The following is a 19,347-nucleotide window of genomic DNA, read 5'->3' on the forward strand; positions in this document are numbered from 1 at the left end:
GGTGATTATTTTATCTGCTCGAGCGCAGTACAGAGTTGTTTTGCGGCGAGAATAATACGTGGGCTCGCGCGTTCAAACCAGTCGCCATGTAGCGCAATAAAAGAAATTTTTAGCTGATTCTGCCAATAGCGCTCAACGGCGGGAAGTTGACTGGCGTCGCCGGCGATGACAATGGCCTGCGGCTGCCTTGCCAGTACCTGTTCACGGCTCACCTGCGGCCAGGGAACCCGGCTGGCGGCAAAAATGTTTTCTCCCCCGCACAGCGTCAGAACCTGATCCTGAATCGAGCCTTTGCTGGTGGTAAAGAGAGGGTTGGCGCCGAACTGTAAAAAAACGCGTTTTTTCGGCCCGCTCGCGTAGCGGGTTTTTAAGGCCTGGTACGCGTCCTGCATTTTCTGCGCCGCCTGCCGCGCCTTTTCCGGCTGCGGGCTCCACTGCGCCAGCTGGCGAAGCGTTGCGATAATCTCTTCGATGGTCGATGTTTCGACCCAGATGACTTTTATCCCGAGCGAGCTTAGCTGATTCACCTGGCGTTCAGCGTTACCGCCGCGCCACGCCAGCACCAGGTCGGGCTTAAGGGCGACGATGCGTTCCAGATTCATCCCCTGCCAGCTGGAGACCTGCTCTATCTTTGCGGCTTCCGGGGGATAATCGGAATAGCTGCTGACGCCAACTGGCGTAATACCCGCGGCAAACGCCAGTTCAGTATTGGCGGGAGAGAGCGTAATCACCCGCGGCGCGGCGAAAAGCCACGCCGGGGCAAGCAGCATCAGGACGGCAAGCGCCGCGTTGAGCGACTTAGCCACGAGCCAGGTGCTGCACCAGGTTTTCCACCATCAGGGTGGATTGCTTCGCGGCAACGGCGAGAAACTCGTCGAAGCTCAGATGCGACTGCTGATCGGCAACATCGGAGATCGCGCGAACGACAACAAACGGTACGCCATAGTTGTGGCAGACGTGCGCGATGGCGGTGGCTTCCATTTCTACCGCGACGGCCTGCGGGAAGTTGTGGCGGATTTTGGCGAGACCAATGGAACCGTTGATGAATGCATCGCCGCTGACAATGAGTCCGCGAACCGCATTAAGATTCAGCGCGCTGATGCAGGTCTCTGCGGCGGCAATCAGCTTATCATCGGCTTTGAAACCGGCAGGGCAGCCCGGCAGCTGGCCATACTCATAGCCAAACGCGGTGACGTCCGCGTCGTGATAGCGCGTTTCGTCGGAGACGACAATATCGCCAACCTTCAGGGTCGACGCGAGGCCGCCCGCAGAACCGGTGTTAATAATCACATCCGGCTTGCAGTGCTCCATCAGCAGAGTGGCGCCCATGGCGGCGGCGACTTTGCCAATGCCCGATTTCAACAAAGCGACATCAACGCCCTGCAGCTGGCCGGTGTAGATTTCGCTGCCGCCGATAGTGATGGTCTGGCGGTTGTCGATTTTGTCGCGCAGAAGGGTAACTTCTTCTTCCATTGCGCCAATAATACCGATTTTCATAGATTTACTCGCGATGTGTGGGTTTTAGCGGCATAGTCTATCATGCGCTTAGAAGGAAACGTTATTGCTCGCTCGGGGGAGATCATGGCTAAGATCGATTTTCGCAACAAGATTAACTGGCGTCGCCGCTACCGTTCACCGCAGGGCGTTGAGACGGAGCGTGAAATCCTGCGAATTTTCGAAAGCGATCGCGGACGCATCATCAACTCGCCGGCGATCCGCCGGCTGCAGCAAAAAACCCAGGTTTTCCCGCTGGAGCGCAATGCCGCGGTGCGTACGCGGCTGACCCACTCTCTGGAAGTTCAGCAGGTGGGCCGCTACATCGCCAAAGAGGTGCTGAGTCGTCTGAAAGAGCAGAAGCTGCTGGAAAGCTACGGGCTGGATGAGCTTACCGGGCCGTTCGAGAGCATTGTTGAAATGGCCTGCCTGATGCACGATATCGGCAATCCGCCATTTGGCCATTTTGGCGAGGCGGCAATTAATGATTGGTTCAGCCAGCGGCTCTTCCCCGGCGATGCGGCCAGCCAGCCGTTAACCGACGATCGCTGCGTGGTTGCGGCGCTGCGCCTGCAGGAAGGCGATAGCCAGCTGAATGAGCTGCGGCGTAAGGTTCGCCAGGACTTATGCTGGTTTGAAGGCAATGCGCAGGGTATTCGCTTAGTGCATACGCTGATGCGCATGAATCTCACCTGGGCGCAGGTGGGCTGTATTCTAAAATATACGCGTCCGGCATGGTGGCGCGGGGAACCGCCGGCTAGCCACAATTATTTAATGAAAAAACCTGGTTATTATTTAGCCGAAGAGGGCTATGTTGCGAGGTTGCGTAAAGAACTGGATCTGGCTCCTTACAATCGCTTCCCATTAACGTGGATTATGGAAGCCGCGGATGATATCTCATATTGCGTCGCCGACCTTGAAGATGCGGTAGAAAAACGCATCTTCAGCGTAGAGCAGCTTTATCAGCATCTCTATGAAGCCTGGGGCGTTCACGAAAAAGGCTCCTTGTTTAATCAGGTTGTCGAAAACGCCTGGGAGAAATCGCGTGCGAATTCTCTGAGCCGGAGTACCGAAGATCAGTTTTTTATGTATTTACGGGTTAATACGCTCAATAGGCTGGTACCGTATGCGGCGCGGCGGTTTATTGATAACCTGGCGAAGATTTTTAGCGGTGACTTTAACCATGCGCTGCTTGAGGACGATAGCGATTGCAGCCAGCTTCTTGAACTATATAAAAATGTCGCGGTAAAACATGTGTTTAGCCATCCGGATGTCGAGCAGCTGGAGCTGCAGGGCTATCGCGTGATCAGCGGTCTGTTAGATATATACCAGCCGCTGTTAAAATTATCGCTGGATGAGTTTAGTTTGCTGGTGGAAAAAGAGCGGGTGCGAAGTTTACCGATTGCATCACGTCTTTTTCAGAAACTTTCAACTCGTCATCGGTTAGCTTACATAGAAGCCGTAAATAAGATTTCGCGCAATAATCCGGAGTTTCCAGTGATGGAATATTATTATCGCTGTCGTCTCATTCAGGACTATATCAGCGGAATGACCGACTTGTATGCATGGGATGAATATCGACGATTGATGGCCGTAGAATAAGGGTGAGTTTTGTAAAGACGGACAATAAATTTTTACTTTTACCAAAACTTCATTCCGGAACTTCGCGCTATAAAATGACTCTGATAGTCACCAACACAGCAACTATTCGTTATCTGAAATTGAGATTGAAACCTATGAAAAAAACCACGTTAGCAATGAGTGCCCTGGCTCTGAGTTTAGGTCTGGCGTTGTCCCCTCTCTCTGCGAGCGCGGCGGAAACAGCTTCTTCGGCGACTAATGCGCAGCAGATGCCAAGCCTGGCGCCGATGCTGGAAAAAGTGATGCCGTCGGTCGTGAGCATTAACGTTGAGGGGAGCACCACCGTTAATACGCCGCGGATGCCGCGTAACTTCCAGCAGTTCTTTGGCGACAATTCGCCGTTCTGTCAGGATGGTTCTCCGTTCCAGAGCTCTCCGTTCTGTCAGGGCGGCGGGCAGGGCGGTGCGCCGGGTAGCGACGGCGGCCAGCAGCAGAAATTTATGGCCCTTGGTTCCGGGGTGATTATTGATGCCGCTAAAGGCTATGTTGTGACTAACAACCACGTCGTGGATAACGCGACTACTATCAAAGTTCAGCTCAGCGATGGCCGCAAGTTCGACGCGAAAGTGGTCGGCAAAGACCCGCGTTCTGATATTGCGCTGATTCAAATCCAGGATCCGAAAAACCTGAGCGCGATTAAGCTGGCGGACTCTGACGCCCTGCGCGTCGGCGATTACACCGTGGCGATCGGTAACCCGTTTGGCCTGGGCGAAACCGTGACCTCGGGGATCGTTTCCGCCCTGGGCCGTAGCGGCCTGAACGTTGAAAACTATGAAAACTTTATCCAGACCGATGCGGCGATCAACCGCGGTAACTCCGGCGGCGCGCTGGTTAACCTGAACGGCGAGCTGATCGGTATCAACACCGCGATTCTGGCGCCGGACGGCGGCAACATTGGTATCGGCTTCGCTATTCCGAGCAACATGGTGAAAAACCTGACCGATCAGATGGTCAAATTTGGCCAGGTTAAGCGCGGTGAGCTGGGCATCATGGGGACCGAGCTGAATTCCGAACTGGCGAAAGCGATGAAAGTTGACGCTCAGCGCGGCGCGTTCGTCAGCCAGGTGATGCCGAACTCGGCGGCCGCTAAGGCGGGGATTAAAGCCGGCGACGTGATTACCACGCTGAACGGTAAATCGATCAGCAGCTTTGCCGCGCTGCGTGCCCAGGTGGGGACCATGCCGATCGGCAGCAAAGTCGAGCTTGGCCTGCTGCGTGATGGCAAGCCGGTGACGGTGACCGTTGAGCTGCAGCAGAGCAATCAGAACCAGGTTGACTCAAGCACCATCTTCAACGGTATTGAAGGTGCGGAAATGAGCAACAAAGGTCAGGATAAAGGCGTCGTGGTGAGTAACGTGAAAGCGGGAACGCCGGCGGCGCAGATTGGCCTGAAGAAAGGCGATATTATCGTTGGCGCGAACCAGCAGCCGGTGAAAAATATTGCCGACCTGCGCAAAATTTTTGATGCCAAACCGTCGGTTCTGGCGCTGAATATCCAGCGCGGCGATACGTCGATTTATCTGCTGATGCAGTAATCCCTGACGGTTCGCAAAGCCCCTTTTCTCCTTGCGGAGGAAAGGGGCTTTTTTATTTCTGCCGCCCCTTCCATTTTTCGTTCTGTGATATCTTCCACAACTCCATATTTCTTAGCCCGGCTTTGTGCAAATGCACAATGCGGCGTGTTGCCAACTCTTTTATGCTGTTAGCCTGCTCACGGGAGGGTTACATGGCTGGCTGGCATCTTGATACCAAAATGGCTCAGGATATCGTGGCGCGTACGATGCGCATCATTGATACCAATATTAACGTAATGGATGCCCGCGGGCGCATTATCGGTAGCGGAGACCGCGAGCGAATTGGTGAATTGCACGAAGGTGCGCTATTAGTGCTTTCCCAGGGCCGCGTTGTCGATATTGATGATGCCGTTGCCCGACATCTGCACGGCGTGCGCCAGGGGATCAACCTGCCGCTGCGTCTGGAAGGGGAGATCGTCGGCGTTATCGGCCTGACCGGCGAACCGGAGTCGCTGCGTAAATACGGTGAACTGGTGTGTATGACCGCCGAGATGATGCTGGAACAATCGCGGCTGATGCATCTCCTGGCCCAGGATAGCCGTCTGCGCGAAGAGCTGGTGATGAACCTGATTCAGGCGGAAGAGAACACCCCGGCGCTGACCGAGTGGGCCCAGCGTCTGGGGATCGATCTCAACCAACCGCGCGTGGTGGCTATGATTGAAGTGGATAGCGGCCAGCTGGGCGTAGACAGCGCGATGGCGGAGCTGCAGCAGCTCCAGACCGCGTTGACCACGCCGGACCGTAATAATCTGGTGGCCATTGTCTCGCTGACCGAAATGGTGGTACTGAAGCCCGCGCTGAACGCCTTTGGCCGCTGGGATGCGGAAGATCACTGCAAACGGGTCGAGCAGCTCATTAGCAGGATGAAAGAGAACGGTCAGCTGCGTTTTCGCGTGGCGCTGGGAAACTTTTTTACCGGACCGGGCAGTATTGCTCGCTCGTATCGCACCGCCAGAACCACCATGATGGTCGGTAAACAGCGGATGCCGGAGAGCCGTAGCTATTTTTACCAGGATTTGATGCTGCCGGTACTGCTGGATAGCCTGCGCGGCGGCTGGCAGGCTAATGAGCTGGCGCGCCCGCTGGTTCGCCTGAAGGCGATGGATAACAACGGCCTGCTGCGTCGCACCTTACAGGCCTGGTTTCGTCATAACGTGCAGCCGCTGGCGACGTCGAAAGCACTGTTTATCCACCGTAATACGCTGGAATACCGTTTGAACCGTATCTCTGAGCTGACGGGGCTGGATTTGGGTAATTTTGACGATCGTCTGCTGCTGTATATTGCGCTACAGCTCGATGAGCAGCGCTAAAAACACTCCCGCCTGCGGCGGGAGCGGGGACGGCAATTACAGGCGCTGCAGTCCGCGGGCCGTGACTTGCCAGGAGACGGTATGAGGCTGTGGCCAGGCGTTACCGTTTTGTGGGTTGATAATGACGGAGCGATCGCCGGCTTCGGCATGGAATACTTCGATGATATAGCCCTCATCAAGTATTGCCGTATCTATATAGTCGCCAAGCTGCGATGAGCCTTTAATGGACTGGCGATAAACCACCGAGCCGCGCGTATTGTAGATATTCACCGCGGCATAGGCCGTCGTAAAGTGCTTATTCGGCACCACGGGGCTGGCGGTAAAGGTGAGCGCGCCGCGGCCAATATCCATCTCCATCGTCGCAAAACGAATATTATCATTGCCAAGTAGCTGCCAGCAGAAGAGATCGCCATACAGCTCTGTAGCCTCGTCCTCAGCATCCGTAGTTTCTTTATCCTCCGGGTCTGGCACCAGCGAACAGGCCTCCAGCCCATCCTTCACTACCCGCCAGCGGTTGTGCTGCTTCAGCGTAATGGCGAGATGCGTCGTATCATTGCTGGCGCTGGAGCGGAATGGCTCATCATGGAAAACCTCAATGATCATGTTTTCAGCGAGCGCGAGAGTTTCGCTGTTTGCCAGGTTGTTGGTCGCTCCGGCATAGCTGCGGCGATAAACCTCCGTATCGTCCGCCCCGGTTACCGTAATGCTGGCGTAGGTATGGGAGACATAATACGGGTGCGGCGCACCGGTACGGGTGGTGACCGTCATGGCGTGCTGTTGATTATCGATAACGATCTGGCAAAAATCTTTGTTGCCCTGTCCTCTGAGATTGAGGGTCACGCTCTTGCCCGTCAACTCGCCCGGTTCACTATTATCCTGAGGCAGAACATCGGCATACTCTTTAAGCAGCCTGCTGCGCTGGGGCTCTTCAATATGGGAGAGCATCAGCCAGAGATCGTTTTTACATACGCTCTCTTCCTGCGCTAATAGCGAGGGCTGGTTACGCATCGCCTGAGCGTCATGCTCGAAAATAGCCAGTAAATCTTCCGCCGGATTATTATCGAGGATAAAGTTGTAAAGCCCACTCTCATCAATACGCATCAGCTGGCATTTCTCGCCCGCGATCAGCGGTAAATACTCCGGGGAGGCTTTCAGACGTCCCGGCTCGACGTGAGTAATATACAAGTGATAGTGAGGGCCGAAGGGAATAATCACCTTACCGGTGGCGCAGTTTGTGCCGTTCATATTGCGCTCAAAGACTTTTTCGCCGCTGGCGGAAAGTACGCATACGCCGGCATAGAGCGCGTCAGGGTAGTTGTTGTGCGGCGTGGCGCTGGTAATATTCAGCGTAAGCTGCTGATTTTCGAAATCGATATCCAGATATGCAAACGGCGTGTCGCCAATACCTAAAAAGCTCATTGTCACGTTACGCCCGCGGGTATCGCGTTGTCGGGTGTAGTTGATGGTAGCCGCATTCGCCCCTTCTTTTACGACGAGATAGCTGATATCCGGACGATATTTTTGTGAACGGCCTTTCGGAGGATCGATCTGGTAAACGCCGACTGGAATATCATTCAGGATCAACGTGTCATCATTAACAACCAGTGAATAATGCGTGCCACAATTATCTTTAATCGTCAGCGTTCGCCCGTAAATTTGTTCCAGCTGGTCGATATTGAACGTCAGGGATAGCGTCCCCGTTTTGCCTAATGCCGCCAGTTCGCTGTTATCCACCAGCCACACGAAGGAGTCCAGCCCCAGCTGCCGCCGCGCGCTATCCCATTCGCTTTGCGGAAGGAAAAGATACAGCGGATAGAGCGGTTTTGCCGCCAGCGCGGCGATATCTCCCTTAGTGGTAATTTCCAGCGTTAAGCCGCATAGCTCGATAAACGGCGTGACATCATACCCTGCGGCGGCGGCAATGGCGGTAGCCAACATATCGATAAGCTGATAATCGGACGGCCGGAAGCTATCGCCGTTGGCCAGTTCACGATAGTTCTGGTTAAAGGCGCTGAAGGCTTTGGTTCCTGCTTTTAGCAACATCAGCATCAGGAACTGCAGGCGCGGACGCAGGCCCCAGCTGGCGACCGGCGTCTGGTCTTTTATATAGGTCATCAGCTGGAGTTCCTGTACGGCCTGCTGACCATAGTTATAGAGCCAGCCATCCACATAGAGATGATTATCCTGGCTCAGGGTAAGCTGCTGATAGAAAGCGGCGTAAATATTGTTCCACACCTCATTGACGGGCAGAGTGGTGTCCTGCATAAATTTGCCCTGATACCCGTGCGCAATTTCATGAAGAATAACCCACTGCGTCGCAACGTTATCCAGCCAGCCTTCACCTAACGTTGATGATGTATGTGCGCACCACCAGGGGTGATAATAGGCTGCGCCGACGCCGTGTTTATCTGCCCGCACAAAGTAGCGGTTGGCGACATCCTGGTTCCACGGCGCATCCGGGCGATCGCTTAGCCCAGCCCAGTCGTTATAGCATTTGAAAAGGTGGGTGTAATAAGCGTGTAGCGAGGATAAGCCCGCTTTCATCGCATTATCGCGGTCGGCGTAGGGCAGCAGCAGGTTAATCACATCTAAATCAAGCAGCGCGAGTGCGGATTGATTTTTCTCCCAGCTGAGGAAAAATTCATCCTCAGATTGTCCTGCTTTCCAGCACGGCAGCGGTTTAGTTGCCGCAGGTTGCTGGTAGATGACGGTGAATTCGCTGGACTGGTCGGTAAACAGCGTATCGACAAAAGGAACGGTGTCGACCGTGGCGCTGACCGTTTTCCAGCCGGTGGCGATCGTGCTGGTGCTTTCTAGCGCGGTATCATTGCAAAGCAGGCGCAGAATCGAGTTGCCGTTGCTGATATCCGGTTGGCGAATGTGCAGCGGCGTATTGGCGGGCAGAATAAAGCCCAGCGGCTGGCGATCGTGCTGCCGTCCTTTTTCAAAACCGGTCTTATCCAGCCAGGGCGCAGATTGTAGGGTATAAAATTTTTGTTCAATTTCCTGTGTCATCGTATGATCTCCTTTCAGGTGGAAATTGAACATACAGCGACTTATTTTATTATGTCATTCATGTAGATAGGGATATGAGATGAAATGATATCAGAGAGGAATAGCTGATATTCGCTGATGCTGCCGGTGGGGGTAAGTGAGAAAAAAGAGGATGAGGCAGAGAGAAACAGGGCCAGCATCTGGCCCGTATCAGGCTTACTTATTGCGGGTCAGTTTTTCCAGATCGGATTCGATTTCGCTGATCTTATTCGTCACCACGCTTTCGAGGTGACGCAGATCGTCGAGGATCTTACGTTTCAGATCGATTTCGGTGCGATCGCGCTGACAGATTTGATCCAGCTCGTCGATGATATAGCGTAGATTAGGGCTAATCTCCTGGACTTCTTTATATCCCTGGCCCACGCCGTCGGCGACAACGGTTTTGCGCTGACGCGGATATTTGAACTTGACGCTCTTGGCGAAGAACTCGCCTTTATCCTTCTGAAAGTAGATTTTCAGAATGTCGTTGTTGGCTTCCTGCCGCAGGCTATAGCGATCGATTTCATCAGGATTGGTAATACCAAGACTTTTCAGATTATCGTACATAACGGTACCTTTGATATCATCGTAATCTTTGAATAATTAACGAAAAAATCCATCTTCGCCAGCTCAATATATAAAAAAAGCGGGATGCCTCCCGCTTTTCATGCTGCTTAGTCGATGGTACGCAGAAGTTCGTTGATTCCAACCTTGCCGCGGGTTTTGGCATCGACTTTTTTGACGATAACCGCGCAGTACAGGCTGTACTTGCCATCTTTTGACGGCAGGTTGCCGGAGACGACGACGGATCCCGCCGGAACGCGGCCGTAGAACACTTCACCGGTTTCGCGGTCGTAGATTTTGGTGCTCTGGCCGAGGTAGACGCCCATGGAGATAACGGAACCCTCTTCGACGATGACGCCTTCAACGACTTCCGAACGCGCGCCGATAAAGCAGTTATCTTCGATAATGGTCGGGTTCGCCTGCAGCGGCTCCAGTACGCCACCGATGCCGACGCCGCCGGACAGGTGGACGTTTTTGCCGATCTGCGCGCAGGAACCCACGGTCGCCCAGGTATCAACCATCGAACCTTCGTCAACGTAGGCGCCGATGTTCACATAGGACGGCATCAGAACCGTGTTGCGAGCGATATACGCCCCCTGACGAACGGCCGCCGGCGGAACGACGCGGAAACCTTCTTTCTGGAAACGCGCTTCATCATAATCCGCGAACTTCATTGGGACTTTATCGAAGTAGCGGCTTTCCGCACCATCGATAACCTGGTTATCGTTAATACGGAAAGAGAGCAGAACCGCTTTCTTCAGCCACTGATGGGTGACCCACTGGCCGTCAACTTTTTCAGCGACACGCAGCGCGCCGGAATCAAGCAGAGAAATCACCTGGTTAACCGCTTCGCGGGTTACGGTATCCACGTTTGCCGGCGTGATGTCGGCGCGACGCTCAAAAGCGGACTCAATAACGTTCTGTAATTGCTGCATTGTTTACTCTTTCCATTTACTTAAAAAAATACGTTACCCTTTATCGTTTGGATTGAGGGCCTCTGTCAACCGTTGTTGCACTTCTTGCTGTAGCTCATTATTAAGGGCGCGCCGGTCTGCGGTGGCGATTATAAATAAATCTTCTACTCGCTCACCAATTGTCGTAATTCGCGCGCCGTGGAGCGAAATTCCGAGGTCGGCAAACACCTGGCCGACGCGCGCTAACAGACCCGGCTGGTCGAGAGCAATCAGCTCAAGAAAGGATTTCCGGTCGGTATGCGTCGGCAGGAAATTCACCTCCGTCGGCACGGAAAAATGCCTCAGCTTCGCCGCCTGACGACGGGGCGCCGGCGGCTGCCAGCTGCGCTGGCTGATGGTCTGTTCCAGGCCCACGCGGATCATTTCGTGCCTGTCGGCGGAAAGCGGGCTGCCGTCCGGCTCAAGAACAATAAAGGTATCCATCGCCATGCCGTCGCGGGTGGTGAAGATCTGCGCATCGTGAACGCTAAGATTACGTCGATCCAGCTCGCCGCAAACGGCGGCGAAGAGGTAAGGACGATCCGGACTCCAGATGAAGATCTCGGTGCCCCCGCGCGAGGCGTGGGAACTGAGCAGGATCATCGGTTTGCTGAGATCGTGCTGCAGCAGATTACGCGCGTGCCAGGCGAGCTGGTTTGGCGTATGGCGCACAAAGTAGTTGGCGCGGCAGCGGTTCCAGATTTGGTGCAGCGCCTGTTCATTAATATTTTCCATCCGCAGCAGCGCCAGCGCCTGTAGCTGGTGGTGACGCACCCGCTCGCGCATATCCGGCGTGTTTTGCATCCCCCGGCGCAGCTGTTTTTCGGTGGCGAAATAGAGCTCGCGCAGCAGGCTCTGCTTCCAGCTGTTCCACAGGTTTTCGTTGGTGGCGCAGATATCGGCGACGGTCAGGCAAACCAGGTAGTGCAGACGGTTCTCCGTTTGCACCTCTTCGGCAAACTGCTTGATCACTTCCGGATCCTGAATATCGCGACGCTGGGCGGTGACCGACATCAGCAGATGATGACGCACCAGCCACGCCACCAGCTGGGTTTCGCGCGAGTTAAGACCGTGAAGCTCGGCGAATTTCAGCACGTCCTGCGCGCCGAGAATCGAATGGTCGCCGCCGCGTCCTTTCGCGATATCGTGGAAGAGGGCGGCGATAAGGATCAGCTCCGGATGCGTCAGGCGCGGCCACAGTTCAACGCACAGCGGATGGCGGCTGCGGGTCTCTTCTTTGGCGAAGCTCTCAAGCTTAAGCAGCACGCGGATCGTGTGTTCATCAACGGTATAGGCGTGAAATAGGTCAAATTGCATCTGACCGACAATATGCGACCATTGCGGCATATAGGCCCACAGCACGCTATGGCGGTGCATCGGCAGCAGCCCCCGGCTGACCGCGCCCTGATGGCGCAGCATGCTGAGGAACAGGGTCCGCGCTTCCGGAATATAGCAAAGCGGCTGCGTCAGATGACGGCGAGCGTGGCGCAGGTGGCGAAGCGTGGTGGAGTAGATGCCGGTAATGCTGCTGTTGCGCACCATCATAAAGAACATGCGCAGAATCGCCTGCGGTTCGCGGATGAACAGCGTGTCATCGCGCAGATCGATTAGCGTGCCGCGCAGCTGAAAATCATCGTCAATCGGCCGCGGCTTCTCATCTTCGGTGAGCGCCAGAATCGCCTCTTCGAACAGCTGGATCAGCATTTGGTTCAGCTCGCTCACCCGGCGGGTGACGCGAAAGAAATCCTTCATCATATGCTCGATCGGCTGGTTGCTTTCGCCTTCGTAACGCAGGCGACGGGCGACGCTGAACTGCCTGTCGAACAGCAGACGATTATCGTAGCGGTTGAGCTCCAGATGCAGCGCAAAGCGAATGCGCCACAGCTGATGCAGGCATTCGTTAAGCTCGTTGCGCTCGGCTTCGGTCAGGAAACCGAAGCCGACCATTTCATCAAGCGAGGTGGCGCCGAAATGGCGGCGCGCGATCCACTGCAGGGTGTGAATATCGCGCAGGCCGCCGGGGCTGCTTTTCACGTCCGGCTCGAGGTTATAGCTGGTCCCGTGATAGCGCTGATGGCGTACATTCTGCTCTTCGACTTTTGCCGCAAAGAACTTTTCCGATGGCCAGAAGCCGTCGCTGAATATGTGTTTTTGCAGTTCAAGGAACAGCGCGACGTCGCCAATAAGCAGACGCGATTCAATCAGGTTAGTGGCGACGCTGAGGTCCGACAGCCCCTCCAGCAGGCACTCTTCGAGGGTGCGCACGCTGTGGCCGACTTCCAGCTTGATATCCCACAGCAGCGTCAGCAGCTCGCCGACCTTCTGCGCCTGCTCATCGGGCAGCTTTTTACGGCTCAGGATAAGCAGGTCGATATCGGAAAGCGGGTGCAGTTCGCCGCGGCCGTAACCGCCGACGGCGACCAGCGCGATGTCGTTCATCGACCCGAACCCGTACTCGACCCATAGCCGCTGAAGCAGTTGATCGATAAATTCGGTGCGCGCCTCAATCAATCTCTCTGCGGCGATGCCGTGGTCAAACGCTTCGCCCAGCCAGCGCTGAAAAGCGTCGATGTGCGCCTTGATAGCCGCGCAGTTGAAGTCGCTCTGCGGCCAGCAGCCCGGATTCGCCGGCTGGTCGGCCAGGGCAGGGGAGACAGTATCAGATAAAGAGTTGCTCATCGCGCCACCATAATAAAAAACTATCACCCATAAAAAATCGCCGGGAGCGATTTTTAACGTCGCTTGCGGCGGCCCATAGGGTGACGGGCAGGACGCCCGTCATAAAAAATCGCCGGGAGCGATTTTTAACGTCGCTTGCGGCGGCCCACAGGGTGCCCGTCATAAAAAAGCCGGCTGGCGCCGGCTTTTCATCATTCGTTGTGCGAGATTATCGCCGGGATGGTGTCATCCTTGCGTAACGTCAGTATTTCGCAGCCGCTGTCTGTCACCACAATAGTATGCTCATACTGCGCAGACAAGCTCCGGTCTTTGGTTTTTACCGTCCAGCCGTCTTTCATACTGCGGATCTCTTTTTTACCCGCGTTGACCATCGGCTCAATGGTAAAGGTCATGCCGGGTTTGAGCACCACGTTGGTTTCCGGAGAGTCGTAATGCAGCACCTGCGGTTCTTCATGGAAACCGCGGCCGATACCGTGGCCGCAGTACTCGCGCACGACGGAGAAACCTTCGGCTTCAACGTATTTCTGGATAGCCGCGCCGATAGCGCGCAGATTAACGCCCGGTTTGACCATTTTCAGGGCCAGATAGAGGCTTTCCTGGGTAATGCGGCACAGGCGCTCGCCCAGAATGGTCGGTTTACCGACGATAAACATCTTCGAGGTATCACCGTGGAAATCATCTTTAATGACGGTGACGTCAATGTTGACGATATCGCCATCTTTCAGCAGCTTGCCGTCGTCCGGGATCCCGTGGCACACCACTTCATTAATAGAGATGCAGACGGATTTCGGGAAGCCGTGGTAGCCCAGGCAGGCGGATACGGCTTTTTGTTCGTTAACGATATAATCGTTGCAGATGCGATCCAGTTCGCCGGTGCTGACGCCCGGTTTTACGTAGGGTTCGATCATTTCCAGCACTTCAGCGGCCAGGCGGCCGGCAACGCGCATTTTTTCGATGTCTTCAGATGTCTTGATAGAAATAGCCATGGATTGTGTCCAGCAGTGTCGATTTTTTCGACAATAATAGATTATGTCTGAACAATGTTAACAGTCCGGGCGTCCTGCTGCCAAATTGAGAATCATTAGCAGCACGCGACGTCAACAACAGTTGGTGTCTGGTCCTGTTTTGTGGTATAAAGCGCGCCGGACTTCTGTTCCATTCTCAGATACACAAGATGGACTGAAGCGACAAATCTCACTTTGTGTAACAACACACACGTATCGGCACATATTCCGGGGTGCCCTTTGGGGTCGGTAATATGGGATACGTGGAGGCATAACCCCAACTTTTATCTATAGAGGTTTTAAACATGGCAACTGTTTCCATGCGCGACATGCTCAAGGCTGGTGTTCACTTTGGTCACCAGACCCGTTACTGGAACCCGAAAATGAAGCCTTTCATCTTCGGCGCGCGTAACAAAGTTCACATCATCAACCTTGAGAAAACTGTACCGATGTTCAACGAAGCTCTGGCTGAACTGAACAAGATCTCTTCTCGCAAAGGCAAAATCCTTTTCGTTGGTACTAAGCGCGCTGCAAGCGAAGCGGTAAAAGACGCTGCTAACAGCTGCGACCAGTTCTTCGTGAACCATCGCTGGCTGGGCGGTATGCTGACTAACTGGAAAACCGTTCGTCAGTCTATCAAACGTCTGAAAGACCTGGAAACTCAGTCCCAGGACGGTACTTTCGACAAGCTGACCAAGAAAGAAGCGCTGATGCGCACTCGTGAGCTGGACAAGCTGGAAAACAGCCTGGGCGGTATCAAAGACATGGGCGGCCTGCCGGACGCGCTGTTCGTTATCGACGCTGACCACGAGCACATCGCAATCAAAGAAGCAAACAACCTGGGTATTCCGGTATTTGCTATCGTTGATACTAACTCCGATCCGGACGGCGTTGACTTCGTTATCCCGGGTAACGACGACGCAATCCGTGCAGTTAGCCTGTACCTGAGCGCTGTTGCTGCTACCGTTCGTGAAGGCCGTTCTCAGGATCTGGCTTCTCAGGCGGAAGAAAGCTTCGTAGAAGCTGAATAATAAGGCATACCCTTATTTAGTACCGTGTATAAATAGGGGCCTCTTAGCGGCCCCTTTTTCACTTTCAAATCTGTCTGGTTCCTGGAACCGGGCCGATCACATCTCCCGAGGAATAAAGAATGGCTGAAATTACCGCATCCCTGGTAAAAGAGCTGCGCGAGCGTACTGGCGCAGGCATGATGGATTGCAAAAAAGCGCTGACTGAAGCGAACGGCGACATCGAGCTGGCAATCGAAAACATGCGTAAATCCGGTGCTATTAAAGCAGCGAAAAAAGCGGGCAACGTTGCCGCTGACGGCGTGATCATCACTAAAATCGATGGCACCTACGGCATCATTCTGGAAGTTAACTGCCAGACTGACTTCGTGGCTAAAGATGGTGGCTTCCAGGCATTTGCTAACAAAGTTCTGGATGCAGCTGTTGCAGGCAAAATCACCGACGTTGAAGTTCTGAAAGCACAGTTCGAAGAAGAACGCGTTGCGCTGGTTGCTAAAATCGGTGAGAACATCAACATCCGTCGCGTTTCTTCCCTGGAAGGCGAAGTTCTGGGCTCTTACCAGCACGGCGCGCGTATCGGTGTTCTGGTTGCCGCTAAAGGCGCGAGCGAAGAGCTGGTTAAACAGCTGGCTATGCACATCGCTGCAAGCAAGCCTGAATTCGTTAAGCCGGAAGACGTTTCCGCTGAAGTGGTCGAAAAAGAGTACCAGGTTCAGCTGGACATCGCCATGCAGTCTGGCAAGCCGAAAGAAATCGCAGAGAAAATGGTTGAAGGCCGCATGAAGAAATTCACCGGCGAAGTTTCTCTGACCGGTCAGCCGTTCGTTATGGACCCGAGCAAATCCGTTGCTCAGCTGCTGAAAGAGCACAACGCTGACGTGACTGGCTTCATCCGCTTTGAAGTGGGCGAAGGCATTGAGAAAGTTGAGACTGACTTTGCAGCAGAAGTTGCTGCGATGTCCAAGCAGTCTTAATTTTCAAAAGGAGCCGCCTGAGGGCGGCTTCTTTTTGCGCCTAATGTGTAAATTCAGCCAACCGCTATAGTGGGCACGCTGAAAAGCGACGTACAATGTCGCCAGAATTAATTCATCTCATTCGTTGACAGTCTCAGGAAAGAAACATGGCTACCAATGCAAAACCCGTCTACAAACGTATTCTGCTTAAGTTAAGTGGCGAAGCTCTGCAAGGTTCAGAAGGCTTCGGTATTGATGCGAGCATACTTGACCGCATGGCTCAGGAAATCAAAGAACTGGTTGAGCTGGGTATTCAGGTTGGCGTAGTGATTGGTGGCGGTAACCTTTTCCGTGGTGCTGGTCTGGCGAAAGCGGGTATGAACCGCGTTGTGGGCGACCACATGGGCATGCTGGCAACGGTCATGAACGGCCTTGCAATGCGTGATGCACTTCATCGCGCCTATGTGAACGCCCGCCTGATGTCAGCGATTCCGCTGAATGGCGTGTGCGATAACTACAGCTGGGCGGAAGCTATCAGCCTGCTGCGTAACAACCGCGTGGTGATTCTTTCCGCGGGTACCGGCAACCCATTCTTTACCACCGATTCCGCTGCCTGCCTGCGCGGCATTGAAATTGAAGCCGATGTGGTACTGAAAGCCACCAAAGTCGACGGTGTATTTACCGCTGACCCGGCCAAAGATCCTTCCGCAACGATGTACGATCAGCTGACCTACAGCGAAGTACTGGATAAAGAGCTGAAAGTGATGGATCTTGCGGCCTTTACCCTGGCGCGTGACCACAAACTGCCGATTCGCGTATTCAATATGAATAAGCCTGGCGCGCTGCGCCGCGTGGTGATGGGTGAAAAAGAAGGCACATTAATTACTGAGTAATTCCCGTCAGCGTCAAATACGGGTAATATTCGGCCTTACTTTTTCGGGTTTTTGACCCGATGGTTTTCAACATGCTCTGTGGACGGAATGCTGCGGCTGACCCGCAGCCTGAAAGACGCTGAGCATAAACATGACTATACTTAGCTCACTTTTGCAGTGGGTGACCGTCTGGTCTGTCTGAGACAAGTTTTCAAGGATTCGTAACGTGATTAGCGATATCAGAAAAGATGCTGAAGTACGCATGGACAAATGCGTTGAAGCGTTCAAAACCCAAATCAGCAAAATACGCACGGGTCGTGCTTCTCCCAGCCTGCTGGATGGCATTATCGTGGAATACTACGGCACGCCGACTCCGCTGCGTCAGCTGGCTAGCGTAACGGTAGAAGACTCCCGCACGCTGAAGATCAACGTCTTCGATCGTTCCATGAGCCCGGCCGTTGAAAAAGCGATTATGGCTTCCGACCTCGGTCTGAACCCAAGCTCTGCGGGCAGCGATATCCGCGTTCCGCTGCCGCCGCTGACCGAAGAGCGTCGTAAAGATCTGACCAAAATCGTGCGTGGCGAAGCTGAACAGGCGCGCGTTGCCGTACGTAACGTTCGTCGCGATGCCAACGACAAAGTCAAAGCGCTGCTGAAAGAGAAAGAGATCAGCGAAGATGACGATCGCCGCTCTCAGGAAGATGTGCAGAAAATGACTGATGCTGCTATCAAGAAAGTTGATGCGGCGCTGGCGGATAAAGAAGCGGAACTGATGCAGTTCTGATTCTCTGCCGACACGCAGGTCTGACGATCGGCCTGCGTAAAATCTGAAACGCCGTACAGGAGACCGTACGCTCAATTTTCGGGATTGCGTTTAGACGGCTGGCCTTGTAGCCTTTGGCGCCATGTCAAAGGCCTTGCGCCTCCGCTCTGTCAACCGATAATTGATGCATAAGGGTTTGCTGGCGGCGTTTTGCTTTTTATCCTGTCTTCATTATTCTGGACGCCTCATGAAGCAATTAACCATTCTTGGTTCGACCGGTTCTATCGGCTGCAGCACGCTGGATGTGGTGCGCCATAATCCTGATAGCTTTTCTATCACCGCGCTGGTCGCCGGGAAAAATGTCGACCGTATGGTTGAACAATGTCTGGAATTCTCCCCTCGTTACGCGGTAATGGACGATGCGCACAGCGCGGAGCTGCTGCGTGCGCAACTGCGCGAGCAGGGCAGCCGAACGGAAGTCATGAGCGGCCAGCAGGCGGCGGCAGAAGTGGCGGCGCTCGACGAGGTTGAGCAGGTGATGGCGGCGATTGTCGGCGCAGCAGGCCTGGTGCCGACGCTCTCAGCCATTCGTGCGGGTAAAACGGTGCTGCTGGCGAACAAAGAGTCGCTGGTGACCTGTGGCCGTCTGTTTATGGATGCCGTGCAGCAGTACGGCGCACGATTGTTGCCGGTTGATAGCGAGCATAATGCGATTTTTCAGAGTATGCCGGAAACAATTCAACATAATCTGGGATACGCTGATTTAACCCAGAACGGCGTGGCGTCGATTCTGCTCACCGGCTCCGGCGGTCCCTTCCGGGAAACGGCGATTTCTGAACTGGCGGCGATGACCCCCGATCGGGCATGCAAGCATCCAAACTGGTCGATGGGGCGCAAAATATCTGTCGATTCGGCCACCATGATGAACAAAGGGCTGGAGTATATCGAAGCCCGCTGGCTGTTCAACGCCTCGGCGCAGCAGATGGAAGTCCTGATCCATCCGCAATCGGTGATTCACTCGATGGTACGTTATCAGGATGGCAGCGTCCTGGCGCAGCTCGGCGAGCCGGATATGCGTACGCCGATTGCCCACACGATGGGCTGGCCAAAACGCCTTAATTCTGGCGTGAAACCGCTGGATTTCTGTCAGTTGAGCACTCTGAGCTTCTCGGCGCCGGATTACGGCCGTTACCCCTGTCTGAAGCTGGCCATGGAGGCTTTTGATGTCGGCCAGGCGGCGACCACGGCGCTGAATGCGGCAAATGAAGTTTCGGTCGCGGCGTTTCTGAACGGGGATATTCGCTTTACCGATATTGCGGCGATAAATCAGGCGGTGCTGGATCAACAGGCGTTAAATGAGCCGCAAAGTATTGATGAAGTGCTGGCTATTGATGCGATGGCCCGGGTAAGCGCAGGCCAGCTCCTGACGGCGTGGCGCAAATTCTGATACGCGTTGTGATATTTGTGGGCGCTGTGCTT

At 54.3% G+C, this 19,347-nt stretch carries 15 protein-coding genes; 8 read left to right on the top strand and 7 right to left on the bottom strand.

Going from position 1 to position 19,347, the window contains the following annotated elements; all coding sequences use genetic code 11:
• Window positions 1-5 precede the first annotated feature (5 nt).
• Both btuF and mtnN read right to left on the bottom strand, forming a co-directional pair.
• Window positions 6-806: a vitamin B12 ABC transporter substrate-binding protein BtuF gene (btuF, locus tag ABLU67_RS08015; protein WP_025107381.1), complete on the bottom strand. Its 801-nt coding sequence runs from the start codon at window positions 804-806 to the stop codon at window positions 6-8.
• Window positions 799-1,497 (bottom strand): 5'-methylthioadenosine/S-adenosylhomocysteine nucleosidase, encoded by a 699-nt coding sequence (mtnN, locus tag ABLU67_RS08020; RefSeq protein ID WP_014227993.1) that lies wholly within the window; start codon window positions 1,495-1,497, stop codon window positions 799-801. Before mtnN ends, btuF begins: the two co-directional genes overlap by 8 nt.
• 84 nt (window positions 1,498-1,581) lie before the next feature.
• On the opposite strand from mtnN, the gene dgt reads away from it, so the two are divergent.
• From dgt to cdaR, 3 genes are all read left to right on the top strand, one after another.
• On the top strand, window positions 1,582-3,096 hold the full coding sequence (dgt, locus tag ABLU67_RS08025) for a dGTPase (protein ID WP_046877770.1): 1,515 nt from the start codon (window positions 1,582-1,584) through the stop codon (window positions 3,094-3,096).
• Window positions 3,097-3,230: 134 nt separating this feature from the next.
• Window positions 3,231-4,670: a serine endoprotease DegP gene (gene degP / locus ABLU67_RS08030; protein WP_004098740.1), complete on the top strand. Its 1,440-nt coding sequence runs from the start codon at window positions 3,231-3,233 to the stop codon at window positions 4,668-4,670.
• A 191-nt stretch (window positions 4,671-4,861) separates the two neighbouring features.
• Window positions 4,862-6,019, top strand: a complete 1,158-nt coding sequence (gene cdaR / locus ABLU67_RS08035) for a DNA-binding transcriptional regulator CdaR (RefSeq protein ID WP_004098741.1) — start codon at window positions 4,862-4,864, stop codon at window positions 6,017-6,019.
• 36 nt (window positions 6,020-6,055) lie between these two features.
• On the opposite strand, the gene ABLU67_RS08040 is transcribed toward cdaR, so the two are convergent.
• From ABLU67_RS08040 to map, 5 genes are all read right to left on the bottom strand, one after another.
• On the bottom strand, window positions 6,056-9,034 hold the full coding sequence (locus tag ABLU67_RS08040; protein ID WP_128696719.1) for a putative mucin/carbohydrate-binding domain-containing protein: 2,979 nt from the start codon (window positions 9,032-9,034) through the stop codon (window positions 6,056-6,058).
• A 195-nt stretch (window positions 9,035-9,229) separates the two neighbouring features.
• Window positions 9,230-9,619: a DUF3461 family protein gene (locus ABLU67_RS08045; protein WP_004098742.1), complete on the bottom strand. Its 390-nt coding sequence runs from the start codon at window positions 9,617-9,619 to the stop codon at window positions 9,230-9,232.
• A gap of 107 nt (window positions 9,620-9,726) precedes the next feature.
• Window positions 9,727-10,551, bottom strand: coding sequence for a 2,3,4,5-tetrahydropyridine-2,6-dicarboxylate N-succinyltransferase (gene dapD / locus ABLU67_RS08050; protein WP_004098743.1), 825 nt, complete (start codon window positions 10,549-10,551; stop codon window positions 9,727-9,729).
• Between the two features lie 33 nt (window positions 10,552-10,584).
• A complete protein-coding gene (gene glnD / locus ABLU67_RS08055) occupies window positions 10,585-13,248 on the bottom strand; it encodes a bifunctional uridylyltransferase/uridylyl-removing protein GlnD (RefSeq protein ID WP_046878565.1) in 2,664 nt (887 codons plus the stop codon).
• Window positions 13,249-13,439: 191 nt separating this feature from the next.
• The gene (gene map / locus ABLU67_RS08060; RefSeq protein WP_004098745.1) at window positions 13,440-14,234 is read right to left on the bottom strand and encodes a type I methionyl aminopeptidase; all 795 of its coding nucleotides are present in this window, start codon (window positions 14,232-14,234) and stop codon (window positions 13,440-13,442) included.
• Window positions 14,235-14,557: 323 nt separating this feature from the next.
• Between map and rpsB the strand changes: the two genes are divergently transcribed.
• The 5 genes from rpsB to ispC all read left to right on the top strand — a co-directional run bounded on the left by rpsB (window position 14,558) and on the right by ispC (window position 19,315).
• The gene (gene rpsB / locus ABLU67_RS08065) at window positions 14,558-15,283 is read left to right on the top strand and encodes a 30S ribosomal protein S2 (RefSeq protein WP_003856207.1); all 726 of its coding nucleotides are present in this window, start codon (window positions 14,558-14,560) and stop codon (window positions 15,281-15,283) included.
• A 119-nt stretch (window positions 15,284-15,402) separates the two neighbouring features.
• A complete protein-coding gene (tsf, locus tag ABLU67_RS08070) occupies window positions 15,403-16,254 on the top strand; it encodes a translation elongation factor Ts (protein ID WP_004098746.1) in 852 nt (283 codons plus the stop codon).
• Window positions 16,255-16,400: 146 nt separating this feature from the next.
• Window positions 16,401-17,126, top strand: coding sequence for a UMP kinase (gene pyrH, locus ABLU67_RS08075; RefSeq protein ID WP_004098747.1), 726 nt, complete (start codon window positions 16,401-16,403; stop codon window positions 17,124-17,126).
• 205 nt (window positions 17,127-17,331) lie between these two features.
• Entirely contained in the window at window positions 17,332-17,889 is a 558-nt protein-coding gene (gene frr, locus ABLU67_RS08080) for a ribosome recycling factor (RefSeq protein WP_004098748.1), read from the top strand.
• Window positions 17,890-18,115: 226 nt separating this feature from the next.
• A complete protein-coding gene (gene ispC, locus ABLU67_RS08085) occupies window positions 18,116-19,315 on the top strand; it encodes a 1-deoxy-D-xylulose-5-phosphate reductoisomerase (RefSeq protein WP_057173044.1) in 1,200 nt (399 codons plus the stop codon).
• The last annotated feature ends 32 nt before the right edge of the window (window positions 19,316-19,347 follow it).

This window comes from Klebsiella sp. GN_Kp190, assembly GCF_040061795.1.
Lineage (GTDB): Bacteria > Pseudomonadota > Gammaproteobacteria > Enterobacterales > Enterobacteriaceae > Klebsiella > Klebsiella michiganensis.